We start from the raw sequence: 12,195 nt of genomic DNA on the forward strand, positions 1-12,195 counted from the left end.
GCTCAGTTGGTAGAGCGGCGCCCTTACAAGGCGTAGGTCACAGGTTCGACCCCTGTAGCACCCACCAAAAGCACCGCACTCCGCAGAAAACCCGCACACGGCGCCGTGGCGGGTTTTTTGTTTTGCGCGTCCCTTTTTTTCGGGCGACCCAGTTCGGTCTTGCTTGATCCCGATCAGCATTGCCGCGCTCTTCCAGACGAAATAGGACGTGCGAATCATTCGCATTTAAGATATTATTATTGGCTTGTACCGGCCAGCCGGCGCCGCCCTGGCGCGCGCGTCTTGTTCCCGCAGGCCGGATAAGTCAATGCATCCTGGCTGATTCATGCCTAGTCTTCAACGCGGTTGGAATTCTTCGCGGACTTCGTTCGGTATACGCGCAGCCGCCGGCTTCGCGGTTCTCGCGCTTCATGCAGCGGTGATCGGCGCCATCTTCATGGCGCCCGAGAGCCGTCCCGAGCTGGAAGAACCCGAGGCGATCATGGTGAGCGTGGTGGACGCGCCCATCCCCCAGATCGCCAAGGCGGAACCCGCTCCCGAAGTGCCGCAGCCCGTCACGGAAACGCCGCCCGAACCGGAACCCGAAGTCGAGCCCGAACCCGAGCCGGAACCCGAGCTCAAGCCGGAGCCTGAACCGGAACCCGAGCCCGTGGTTGAAAAGCCGCCGGAGCCGGCGCCCAAGCCCAAACCGAAACCCAAGCCGAAACCCAAGCCCAAGCCCAAGCAAGAGGTCAAGCAGGAGGTCAAGCCCGAAACGCCGCCTCAGCAAACGCCGCCCAGCGGCGCGCCGGAAGGCACTCAGGCGCCCCAGGGGCCGCAGCAGGGGCCGCCGCCCGATCAGCCTGTGCTGGTTTCCAGCATCGAATTCCAGGGCGCGCGCCCGATGCCGAATTACCCCATGGCTTCCCGCCGCATGCGCGAAGAAGGCAGGGTGGTGGTGCTGGTGGAGATCAATACGCAGGGCCTGGTCGAACGCGCAACCATCGATGCGTCCTCGGGCTTCTCGCGCCTGGACGAGTCGGCGCTGGCGGCCGCCCGCAAGGGCCGTTTCAAGCCTTATACCCGTAATGGCGTGGCCTATCCCGCCAAAGCCAAAATTCCGTTCGATTTCGTAATGAGGAACTGAGATGTCCAACGCACTGCATAGCGCCACCCTGGTGGCGCAGGCGACTACCAGCCCGGCCGCGCCGGCTGCCGCCGCTGCGCCCGCCGCCGCCGCGCCCGCGCTTCCGCAAGCCGCCTCGGCGGTCGGCGAAGCGACTCAACAGGCCGCCGGCGCGCTCCAGCAGTCGGCCGACGCGCTGCACAGCGCCGCCGCCGCGCTGCCCGCGGCGCCCACTCCTGTCGCGCCCATCGCCACGCCCGACATGGGCTTCCTGCACTTCGTCGCGCAGAGCGACTTCGTGGGCAAGACCCTGTTCGTCATCCTGATTCTGATGTCGCTGGTGACCTGGTACCTGATCCTGGTCAAGGCCGCCAGCAACGTCGCCATGCGCAAGCGCGCGGCGGACTTCCTGAACAAATTCTGGAATGCCAGCTCCCTCGAACAGGTCGAAAACGAAATCGTGACGCACGGCGCGCGCGATCCGTTCTCGCACCTGGCCAGCCATGCCATGCACGCCCAGGCCCACCACAACAAGTTCGGCGCCACCAAGCTGGAAGAGTCGGGCAGCAACGCCGACTTCGTTACCCGCACCATGCGCAAGGTCATCGACGAAGAAACGGCCAAGCTGGAAAACGGCCTGACCGTGCTGGCCTCCGTGGGCTCGACGGCGCCTTTCGTGGGTCTCTTCGGCACGGTCTGGGGCGTGTACCACGCGCTGGTCGGCATCGGCCTGTCCGACGGCGTGACGATCAACCGCATCGCCGGCCCCGTGGGCGAGGCGCTGATCATGACGGGCCTGGGCCTGGCCGTTGCCATTCCCGCGGTGCTGGCGTACAACACCTTCGTGCGCAACAACCGCGTATTCCTGTCGCGCCTGGATGCCTTCGCGCATGATCTCTTCGCGTTCCTGACCACCGGCCAGCAAGTCGCGCTGTCCGACGGCAAGGTGCGCGCCCTGCGCCGCCAGCATGGCGGCGCCCAACGCGGGAGCGAATAATGGCCTTTGGCAGCTTCGAGGGCAAGGGATCCGGAAGCCATGCGGTCTCCGAGATCAACATGGTGCCCCTGATCGACGTGATGCTGGTGCTGCTGGTGATCTTCATCATCACCGCGCCGCTGCTGGCGCATTCGATCAAGATCAACATGCCCCAGGTGGCCGCCGAGCAGATCGAGGAAGAGCCCAAGACGGTCGACCTGGCCATCGACGCCGGCGGCGCGCTGTTCTGGGATGAAAAACCGGTCAATATCGACGACCTTCCCAACCGGTTCAAATCGATCGCCGGCACCAAGCCGCAACCCGAGATCCGCATCCGCGCCGATCAGAACACCCGTTACGAAACGCTGGCCAAGGTCATGGCTTCCGCGCGCCGTTCGGGCATGACGCGCATCGGGTTCGTCACCACCCCGCCTTCGGGCGGCGCGCCCACGGGCGAGGCGGCTCCCGCCGCGGCCGGGCCCGCCCCGGCGCCGTCCGCGCGCTGAACGAATTCCGGCCGGGGGGCGCACTTCGCGCCCCCATTGCGCCGGGATCGCGCTAGAATCGCGGCATGCGAGTTCTGGTAATCGAAGACGACACCACCCTGGGCCATGCGCTCCAGGAATTCCTGGCCGACCAGGGTTATGCGGTCGACTGGCTGACCGAAGGCGACCGTGTCCTGGGCGCCCTGGCGGGCCAGCCGTATGACCTCCTGCTGCTCGACCTCAACCTGCCCGGCATGAGCGGACTGGACGTCCTGCGGCAATTGCGCCAGGACGGCAACCAGGTTCCCGTGCTCATCCTCACCGCCCGCGACGGCCTCGACGACCGCGTCGCCGGCCTGGACGCGGGCGCGGACGATTACGTTACCAAGCCTTTCGAACTGCCCGAGTTGGCGGCGCGGGTGCGCGCCTTCGGCCGCCGCCGCGCCGGGCAGGCGCAGCCGCTGATCGAGGTCGGCCCCCTGGTGTTCGACACCGTCGGGCGCGAAGTCCGCGCCAACGGCCAGCGCCTGTCGCTGTCGGTGCGCGAGCTCTCCGTGCTTGAAATGCTGATGGCCCGCGTGGGCCGCGTCGTGACCAAGCGCCAGATCGTGAACTCGCTGTCCGCCTGGGACGCCGATTTCAGCGAAAACGCCGTGGAAGTCTACGTCTATCGCTTGCGCAAGCGCCTGGAAGGCACGGGCGCCAGCATCCAGACCGTGCGCGGCTTCGGCTACATGCTGGATGTCGAAACGGCCTGACGGCTTGACGGCCAGGCGGCGGCCGCCCCATGCCGGCCGAGCGCATCCCATCGCCTGACAAGGGCATCGCGCCATGACGCAGGAACGCACTCCCAACGCTCCCCCGGCTTCACGCCCCTTGCTTCCCTCGCGTTCGCTTGCGCGGCATCTGGTCGTCCGGCTGATGCCGCCCATCCTGCTGCTCGTCCTGCTGGACCTGGCGGCGACCTGGGTCATCACGCACAAGATCGACATGTCGCTCTGGATGCTCGAAGACTTCTTCTGGCTGATGGTGGTGGGGCAGGTCGCGCTGATCGCGCTGTTCACCTGGGTGGTAGTGCAGGGCGTGCGTTCGGGCCTGCGGTCGGTGAATCATCTGTCCGAGGAGATCCGGCAGCGCTCCATCGACGACATGCAACCGCTGGAGGTGGCGGGCGTTCCGGTGGAGATCGAGCCGCTGGTGACCCACACCAATGACCTGCTGCTGCGCCTGGACGCCTCGCTGGCGGCCCAGCGGCGTTTCATCGGCCATGCGGCGCACCAGTTGCGCACCCCCTTGTCCGGCCTGCGGCTGGAGTCGGAACTGATGCTGGCCCGGCCGCTGCCCGACGACGTGCGCGCCAGGGCGGAGCGCATCAAGGCGGTGAGCGATCGCATGATCCGGCTGGGCCAGCAGCTGCTGGTTCTGGCCCGCGCCGATCCCAACGCCCGCCCGCAGGACAGTTTCGTGCGCATCGACCTGTGCGAATGGGTCCGGGCGCATGGCGCCGAATGGTTTCCCCGCGTGCGCGAAGCGCACTATGAGCTGGACCTGGTGGCGCCGGACGCGCCCATCTGGATCGACGCCGATCCCCTGCTGCTGGCGGAACTGCTGGGCAACCTGATCGACAACGCCCTGCGCTACGGCAACGAGACGGGCCGCATCACGCTGATCGTGGGGGCCAATCCGCCGTCCCTGACCGTCGAGGACGACGGCCCGGGAATACCGCCGGAAGAGCGCGACCGCGTGTTCGAGGCGTTCTACCGTTCGCCGACGGTCACGGCCGGCGGCTCGGGCCTGGGGCTGGCCATCGTGCGTGAAATCGCGCACGCACACGGCGCCTGGTGGAAGCTCACCAGCCGCCCCGATTTTTCCGGCACACGGCTGTCCGTTGTGTTTCCCGGCCCGCGCAAGGGGGCCCAACTCACTCGTCAAGAACCCACATCATGAGCCAGGATACCGTCGGCGCTCCCACCCCGGGCGGCGCCCACGCAGCAGGCGCGCATGCGCCATCGTCGCGGGCCGCGCTCATCCTGGGGGCCCTGGGCGTGGTCTACGGAGACATCGGGACCAGCCCCCTGTACACGCTGCGCGCCTGCCTCACCGGCCTGAGCGTGCACACCGACCTGGAGCCGCCGCACCTGCTGGGCGTGCTGTCCATCCTGTTCTGGATGCTGATGGTGGTGGTGTCGTTCAAGTATGTGACGCTGGTGCTGCGCGCCGACAACCGGGGCGAAGGCGGCACGCTGGCGCTGCTGGAGCTGGCGGTGCGCGCTCGCGAAGGCAAGCTGCGCTGGGTGCTGATCGTGCTGGGGATCTTCGGGGCCGCGCTGTTCTATGGCGACAGCATGATCACCCCGGCGATTTCCGTGCTGTCGGCCCTGGAAGGGATCGGCATCGTGTCGCACCAGCTCGACGACTGGGTCGTGCCGATCGCGCTGGTGGTGCTGGTGGCGCTGTTCGTGATCCAGTCGCACGGCACGGGCGCCATGGGCAAACTCTTCGGCCCGGTGATGCTGCTTTGGTTCGGCACGCTGGCCGCGCTGGGCGGCTGGCAGATCTGGCAGACGCCGGAGGTGCTGGCGGCGCTGAATCCGATGTGGGGGCTGCGCTTCATCGTCGAGTTCCCCTGGATCAGCTTCGTGCTGCTGGGCGCCGTTGTGCTGGCGCTGACGGGCGCCGAGGCCCTGTACGCGGACATGGGCCATTTCGGCCGCCCGGCGATCCGCCGGGCCTGGTTCAGCATGGTGCTGCCGGCGCTGACGCTGTGCTATTTCGGCCAGGGGGCGCTGTTGCTGCGCGATCCCGAAGCCATCCGCAATCCGTTCTTCATGATGGCTCCCGACTGGGGGCTGGCGCCCCTGGTGGCGCTGGCCACCATCGCGACGATCGTGGCGTCGCAGGCGGTCATCTCGGGCGCATACTCGGTGACCCGCCAGGCGGTGCAACTGGGCTTCTGGCCGCGCATGCAGATCCTGCACACCTCGGCCATCGAGAAAGGGCAGATCTACCTGCCGCAGGTCAACGCGCTGCTGCTGTGCGCGGTGCTGGTCCTGGTGCTGCTGTTCCGCAACTCCGACAACCTGGCCGCCGCCTACGGTTTCGCGGTGACGGGCACCATGCTGACGACCTCGGTGCTGGCTTTCGCGGTGCTGCCGCGAGGCAGCACGGGCGTGAAGCGGATGGTGTGGTTCCTGGTGCTGGGCCTGCTGCTGCTGTTCGACGTGCTGCTGTTCTCGGCCAACGTGTTCAAGATTCACGAAGGCGGCTGGCTGCCGCTGGTGGTGGCGATCGTGGTGTTCACGCTGATGATGACGTGGCGTCGCGGCCGCCGGCTGCTGTCCGAGATGCAGCAGCGCGACCGCCAGCCCCTCAAGGAATTCATGGCGCAGCTGGAAGCGTATCCGCCGTCCCGCGTGCCCGGCACGGCCATCTTCATGACGATGAATTCCGGGAACGTGCCGCCGGCGCTGCTGCACAACCTGAAGCACAACAAGGTGCTGCACGACCACGTGCTGTTCCTGACCATCCTGGTGGCGGACGTGCCCTATGTGTCGCCCGAAGAGCGCTTCACGGTGCAAAAGATCAGCGCTTCCAGTTGGCAGGCCACGGTCAACTACGGGTTCAAGGAAGATCCCGACGTGCCGGAAGCGCTGCGCCTGGTGGCCGAGGCCTATCCGGAAATCGACCTGGAGCCGATGCGCACGTCGTACTTCCTGTCGCGCCAGACCGTGGTGGCGGCCAAGAAACCCGCACTGTGGCGCTGGCGCCGCGCAGTGTTCTCCTTCATGGCGCGCAATTCCACCCGCAGCACCAAGTTCTTCAAGATCCCGGCGAACCGGGTCGTCGAAATGGGGATGCAGGTCGAACTGTAGGATGGGTGCAGCGCGAGAGTTCTCAAGCCAGAACACCGCCCTCCAGCGCGCGGAACCCATGCTGTTGCGAGCAGACGGTGGTTGATGGCGGCCTGAAAACAGTCTTTCGCAACAGCATGGGTTTCGCGCGTTGGAGGGCGGCATTTTTGTGCGGAGGATCTCGCGCTGCACCCATCCTACGTTCCGCGAAATGGCTTTATCTTGGAGCACCCCAAAAAAAGCCCTCCGGAGCGGAAAGCTCCGGAGGGCTTTTTTCGAGGGAAGCGATTACTTCTTGTTGGCGTCCTTCAGCTGGGGCAGCGAGGTGCCCGACGAGGCCAGCAGGCCCGTCTTCACGTAGGTGAACAGCTTCTCGCGCGTGTCGACGATGTCGAGGTTGCGCATGGTCAGCTGGCCGATGCGGTCCGCCGGGGTGAAGGGGGCGTTTTCCACCTTCTCCATGGACAGGCGCTCGGGCGCGTACGTGAGGTTGGGCGATTCGGTGTTCAGCAGCGAGTAGTCGTTGCCGCGGCGCAGTTCGATCGTGACTTCGCCGGTGATGGCGCGGGCCACCCAGCGCTGCGCGGTTTCGCGCAGCATGATGGCCTGCGGATCGAACCAGCGGCCCTGGTACAGCAGGCGGCCCAGCTTGCGGCCGCTTTCGCGGTACTGCTCGATCGTGTCTTCGTTGTGGATGCCGGTGACCAGGCGCTCGTAGGCGATGAAGAGCAGGGCCAGGCCCGGGGCTTCATAGATGCCGCGGCTCTTGGCTTCGATGATGCGGTTCTCGATCTGGTCGCTCATGCCCAGTCCGTGGCGGCCGCCAATGCGGTTGGCTTCGAGCATCAGCTCGACCGGGTCGCTGTATTCCACGCCGTTCAGCGCCACGGGCTGGCCTTCCTCGAAGCGGACGGTAACTTCCTCGGCCTTGACGGCAACGTCGTCGCGCCAGAACGCCACGCCCATGATCGGCTTGACGATGCGGATGCCGGAGTTCAGGTGCTCCAGGTCCTTGGCTTCGTGGGTCGCGCCCAGCAGGTTGGAGTCGGTGGAATAGGCCTTCTCGGCCGACATCTTGTAGTCGAAGCCGGCCTGACGCATGTATTCCGACATTTCCGAACGGCCGCCGAGCTCATCGATGAAGCGCTGGTCGAGCCAGGGCTTGTAGATCTTCAGGTCCGGGTTGGTCAGCAGGCCGTAGCGGTAGAAGCGCTCGATGTCGTTGCCCTTGAAGGTGCTGCCGTCGCCCCAGATGTTGACGTCGTCTTCCTTCATGGCGGCCACCAGCATCGTGCCGGTGACGGCGCGGCCGATGGGCGTGGTGTTGAAGTAGGTGATGCCGGCGGTCGAGATGTGGAACGCGCCCGATTGCAGGGCGGCGATGCCTTCGGCGACCAGTTGCGCGCGGCAGTCGATCAGGCGGGCCTTTTCGGCGCCGTAAGCCATGGCCTTGCGGGGAATCTCATCGTAGTCGGATTCGTCCGGCTGGCCGAGGTTGGCCGTGTAGGCGTAGGGGACGACGCCGTTGTTGCGCATCCACAGGAGCGCTGCGCTGGTGTCGAGGCCGCCGGAGAAGGCGATGCCGACCTTCTGGCCGGTCGGAAGGTTCGGGAGGATAGTGGTCATTGTTCGAGGTGAGACGCCAACAGGACTTTGACAGCAGACTTTGACTGCAGCTAGCCGCCAAACAAGAAAAATCGGCCCTATTTTAACCCTTTTGGGCTGCGGCCCGGGGCGCGAACAGCGCGGGCACGTCCAGCTGGCGTATCAGCTGCGCGGTCGCCGCGGCCAGGCGCGTGGAGGGCCGGTGGCGGGCGCTGGCCAGCACCAGGTCGTTGGTGATGGCCGGACCGTGGATGTCGCACAGGGACAGTTCGTGCTCCGCTGCCGGGCCGCGCGCCGCCGAACGCGGCAGGATCGCGTAGGCGTCGCCTTGGGCGGCCAGTTCGACGATGGTCTGGACGGCGTCCACTTCGACGGCGATCGTCAGCCGCACGCCCTGGGCGCGGCACACGCTTTCGACCAGGGTGCGGATGGCGTTGGGCAAGCTGGGCACCACCAGCGGATAGTCCCCCAATTGCGCCACGGCGATCCGCGCGGGCAGGGGCGGGCGGTGCCCGGCCGCCGCCACCAGCACCAGGTCCTCGCGAAACAGCGATTCGTAGGCCAGCTGGGGCGAGGGGGCGGGGTCGTAGAGCAGGGCCAGGTCGACCCGGCCCGCCAGCAGCCACTCGCGCACCTGCGCGCTCAGCCCCTCGGCCACCGCGATGGAGGCATCGGGAAAGCCATGGCGGAAGGCCTGGACGAGCGGCGGGGTCAGGACCCGCGCGATGCGGGGCGGCAGACCCACCACGACTTTCCCGGTCGGGGTTTCGCGCAGGCTTTGCAGGTCTTCCTTGGCGCGTTCGGCAAGGGTCAGCAGCGCGCGGGCATGCTCCAGGAAGCGCAGGCCGGCCTCGGTGGGCTCGGCCCCGCGGCCGTTGCGATACAGCAGGTGCTGGCCGAGTTCCAGTTCCAGCAGGCGGACCTGGCGGCTGAGCGTGGGCTGCGCCACGTCCAGCATTTCGGCGGCGCGGGAGAAGCTGCGCCGCTCCGCCACCCGCAGGAAGTATTCGATCTGCTTCAGGTCCACTGGATATTCATTATTTCTATATCTGAAATCAAAGATATAGCATTGTTGGGCGGCCCGCAATCCGGGACCATGACGCTTTCCCCTAAGGAAGCCGCCGTGCCCGATTGCCGTCCTCCGCTTGCATCGCCGTCCCGTCCCCGCCATACCCTGCCGCCCGGGGCGTGCGACGCGCATTGCCACGTGTTCGGCCCCGCTGACGTGTTTCCGTATGCCGAGGGCCGGTCCTACACGCCGCCGGACGCGCCCTACGCGGCCATGGCCGCGCTGCATGAACGCCTGGGCGTGGAGCGCGCGGTGCTGGTGCAGGCGAATTGCCACGGCTCGGACCACCGGGCCTTGCTGCACGCGCTGGCCGCAAGCGGCGGCCGCTATCGCGGCGTGGCGCTGCTGGGGGCGGATGCCACCGAGGCGGACGTCGGGAGGCTGCACGAGGGCGGTGTGCGGGGAGCCCGGTTCAATTTCGTGCCCCACCTGGGCGGCGCGCCCGATCCCGCCGTTTTCGATCATGTGGCGGCGCTGATCGCGCCGCTGGGCTGGCACCTGTGCCTGCATCTGGACGGCGCGATGCTGCCGGAACTGTTGCCCCGGCTGAAGGCGCTGCCCGTGCCATTCGTGGTCGACCACATGGGCCGGCTCAAGGCGGCGGAGGGCCTGGATTCCCCGGCGATGCGCGCCTTGCTCGGCCTGGCCGCGGTGCCGCGGGCCTGGGTCAAGGTATCGGGCATCGACCGCATCGCGTCCGGCCGCCGCCCGTACGCCGAGGGCCTGCCCTTCGTGCGCGCCCTGGCGGAGGCCTTGCCCGAGCGCTGTCTGTGGGGCACGGACTGGCCGCACCCGAATGTGTCGGGAGACATGCCCGACGACGGCGAATTGGTGGACCTTTTGTTCCAGGCCTGCCCGGATGCGGCGCTGCGCCAGCGGATCCTGGTGGACAACCCGGCGCGGCTGTACGGATTTCAGTAGGCGGCGGTCCGCGCGGCCGCCAGTCGGCGGCGCGCAAACGATAAGCGCATTCCATAAACGAGGAGACATCATGTTCAAGAAAATGCTGTCGGCCGGCCTGCTGAGCCTGGCCGTCCTGGGCGCCGCCCAAGCCGAGGGGCCGGTGCGCCTCATCATCGCTTTTCCGCCGGGCGGCCCGGTGGATCTGGTGGGCCGCGTGCTGGCCGAGCAGCTGGGCCGCGAGCTCAAGCAGCAGGTCATCGTGGAAAACAAGGCGGGCGCCAACGGCAACATCGCCGCGGCCTACGTGGCCAAGGCGCCCGCCGACGGCTCGGTGCTATTCCTGACCAGCGTGGGCGCGGTCGCCATCAGCCCGGCGCTGTACAAGGACCTGCCGTACGACCCGGCGCGCGATTTTGCGCCGGTGTCCAAGGTGGTGAACAACGCCACGGTGTTCGTGGTGAATCCGTCCAACCCGGCGGCCGACGCGGCGGACTTCGTCAAGAAGTCGCAGGCGGCCGCGCAGTCGGTGGCGATCGGCTCTTCGGGCATCGGAAGCATTCCGCACCTGACGCTGGAAATGTTCGCCGACGCCAGCAAGGCGAACGTCATGCACGTGCCGTACAAGGGCGCGGCGCCCGTCATCAACGACGTGATGGGCAACCAGGTCTCGGGCTTTTTCGGGGACGTGCCCGGCCTGATCGGCCATATCCAGGGCGGCAAGCTGAAGGCCCTGGGGATCGCCGCGCCGGTGCGCCATCCGCTGCTGCCGGAGGTCAAGACGCTGGCCGAGCAGGGCATTGCCGGCGTGGAGTCCAACAATTGGTACGGCATCGTGGCGCCCGCCGCCACGCCGCCGGCCACCATCGCCAAACTCAACCAGGCCGTGCGCGCCGCGCTGGAAACGGAGAGCGTGCGCGCCCGCCTGGAAAAGTTCGGCGCCCAGGCCGCGCCCGGCAGTCCGCAGGAGCTGGCTGCGCTGATCGCGTCCGACCGCCAGAAATGGACCGCGCTGATCCAGCGCAAGAACATCCGTCCGGAGTGAACGTATGAGCGCAAGCCGAGTCGCGCCCGTCGTGCCGGGCACCCGCGGTGAACTGGCCGTGCTGGAAGAACGCATCGCCGCCGCCCGGGGACGCATTTCGCCGCTGTACCGGGTGCTGCTGAACAGTCCCGCCGTGGTCGAGGGCTGGGAGGCCATGCTGACCGCCATCCGCCAGAAGACCTCGCTGCCGCCGCGCCTGCGCGAGCTGATCATCCTGCGCGTGGCCACCCTGAACCGGGCGCCCTACGAGTTCGAGGCGCACGTGCCGCACGCGCTGGCCGCCGGCATGCCGCCGGCGCTGCTGGAAGCGCTGCGCGCCGGTCCGGCTTCCTCCGAGGTGCGGGGGCTGGCGCCGGGCGAGGCCGAGGTGCTGGCGCTGACCGACGCCATGACCCGAGACATCGAGGTGCCCGATGAGGTGTTCGCGCCGCTGCGGGCCCGCTACGATGACACTCAACTGGTCGAACTGGCGGCGACGGTGGGCGCCTACAACATGGTGTCGCGCTTCCTGGTGGCGTTGCGCGTCGGGCATTGAAAGGAGAGGGCTGTGCAGGAAACGGTATTGCTGGTGTCGCTGGGCGAACGCTTCGACGAAACGCGGATGCGCGAGCTGGGAGAACGCCTGACGCAGGGGCTGGCGGGCGCGAGCGTGAGCGCGTTCGCCGCGCTGGACGTGGAGGACACCTATGTCTATGTGCGGGGCGAGGGGATCCTGCCCGAGATCCAGGCCCGCGTGGCCGAGCTGCTGCCGGGAGCGCATGCCCGGGTGCTGCACCGGACCCTGGACCTGCCCGGCGCGTCGGCGGGGCACGACGCGCCCTGGCACTACATCGTCGAGACCGACGTGCTGCCCGAGGCCGAGGCGGACCTGAACGCCTGGTACGACCAGGAACACCTGCCGGGGCTGGCGGCGGTGCCGGGCACGGTGCGGGCGCTGCGCTACGAATGCCGGGACGAGTCGCCGCGCTACCTGGCCTGCTACGACCTGCGAACCCGCGAAACCTTCGGCAGCCCGCCGTGGCTGGCGGTGCGCGCGACCGACTGGAGCAGCCGCGTGCGCCCGTCGTTCAGGAACACGCGCCGCACGATGTTCCGCAGAGTTTTGTAGGATGGGTGGAGCGCGAGAGTTCTTAAGCTAGAACAGCGCTCTCCAGCGCGC

General features: G+C 67.6%; 12 protein-coding genes. 10 read left to right on the forward strand and 2 right to left on the reverse strand.

All coding sequences use genetic code 11. From position 1 onward, the window contains the following. Positions 1-325: 325 nt before the first annotated feature. The 6 genes from ACN6PJ_RS22625 to ACN6PJ_RS22650 all read left to right on the forward strand — a co-directional run bounded on the left by ACN6PJ_RS22625 (position 326) and on the right by ACN6PJ_RS22650 (position 6,438). Complete coding sequence (locus ACN6PJ_RS22625) at positions 326-1,126, forward strand: energy transducer TonB (RefSeq protein ID WP_427998054.1); 801 nt, start codon at positions 326-328, stop codon at positions 1,124-1,126. 1 nt (position 1,127) lies between these two features. Then, entirely contained in the window at positions 1,128-2,102 is a 975-nt protein-coding gene (locus ACN6PJ_RS22630; RefSeq protein ID WP_427998055.1) for a MotA/TolQ/ExbB proton channel family protein, read from the forward strand. Next, complete coding sequence (locus tag ACN6PJ_RS22635) at positions 2,102-2,587, forward strand: ExbD/TolR family protein (RefSeq protein WP_427998056.1); 486 nt, start codon at positions 2,102-2,104, stop codon at positions 2,585-2,587. Before ACN6PJ_RS22630 ends, ACN6PJ_RS22635 begins: the two co-directional genes overlap by 1 nt. 65 nt (positions 2,588-2,652) lie before the next feature. Continuing rightward, positions 2,653-3,324, forward strand: coding sequence for a response regulator transcription factor (locus ACN6PJ_RS22640; RefSeq protein WP_043544263.1), 672 nt, complete (start codon positions 2,653-2,655; stop codon positions 3,322-3,324). Between the two features lie 73 nt (positions 3,325-3,397). Beyond that, positions 3,398-4,513 carry a sensor histidine kinase gene (locus tag ACN6PJ_RS22645; protein WP_427998057.1) on the forward strand — a complete coding sequence of 372 codons (1,116 nt, stop codon included), beginning with the start codon at positions 3,398-3,400 and terminating at the stop codon, positions 4,511-4,513. Then, entirely contained in the window at positions 4,510-6,438 is a 1,929-nt protein-coding gene (locus tag ACN6PJ_RS22650; RefSeq protein WP_427998058.1) for a potassium transporter Kup, read from the forward strand. The genes ACN6PJ_RS22645 and ACN6PJ_RS22650 overlap by 4 nt, the downstream gene beginning before the upstream one ends. A gap of 267 nt (positions 6,439-6,705) precedes the next feature. On the opposite strand, the gene argG is transcribed toward ACN6PJ_RS22650, so the two are convergent. Together argG and ACN6PJ_RS22660 are read right to left on the reverse strand one after the other, a co-directional pair. Further along, positions 6,706-8,043, reverse strand: coding sequence for an argininosuccinate synthase (argG, locus tag ACN6PJ_RS22655; RefSeq protein WP_043544259.1), 1,338 nt, complete (start codon positions 8,041-8,043; stop codon positions 6,706-6,708). Positions 8,044-8,125: 82 nt separating this feature from the next. Next, the gene (locus tag ACN6PJ_RS22660) at positions 8,126-9,049 is read right to left on the reverse strand and encodes a LysR family transcriptional regulator (protein ID WP_427998059.1); all 924 of its coding nucleotides are present in this window, start codon (positions 9,047-9,049) and stop codon (positions 8,126-8,128) included. Between the two features lie 96 nt (positions 9,050-9,145). Between ACN6PJ_RS22660 and ACN6PJ_RS22665 the strand changes: the two genes are divergently transcribed. From ACN6PJ_RS22665 to ACN6PJ_RS22680, 4 genes are all read left to right on the forward strand, one after another. Beyond that, positions 9,146-10,012 carry an amidohydrolase family protein gene (locus ACN6PJ_RS22665; RefSeq protein ID WP_427998122.1) on the forward strand — a complete coding sequence of 289 codons (867 nt, stop codon included), beginning with the start codon at positions 9,146-9,148 and terminating at the stop codon, positions 10,010-10,012. A 70-nt stretch (positions 10,013-10,082) separates the two neighbouring features. Continuing rightward, positions 10,083-11,036 (forward strand): Bug family tripartite tricarboxylate transporter substrate binding protein, encoded by a 954-nt coding sequence (locus ACN6PJ_RS22670; protein WP_427998060.1) that lies wholly within the window; start codon positions 10,083-10,085, stop codon positions 11,034-11,036. Between the two features lie 4 nt (positions 11,037-11,040). Beyond that, a complete protein-coding gene (locus ACN6PJ_RS22675; protein ID WP_427998061.1) occupies positions 11,041-11,571 on the forward strand; it encodes a carboxymuconolactone decarboxylase family protein in 531 nt (176 codons plus the stop codon). 12 nt (positions 11,572-11,583) lie between these two features. After that, positions 11,584-12,144 (forward strand): hypothetical protein, encoded by a 561-nt coding sequence (locus tag ACN6PJ_RS22680; RefSeq protein WP_427998062.1) that lies wholly within the window; start codon positions 11,584-11,586, stop codon positions 12,142-12,144. Positions 12,145-12,195: the final 51 nt, after the last annotated feature.

It is taken from the genome of Achromobacter sp., from assembly GCF_050285585.1.
In the GTDB taxonomy this organism is placed as follows: domain Bacteria; phylum Pseudomonadota; class Gammaproteobacteria; order Burkholderiales; family Burkholderiaceae_B; genus Achromobacter.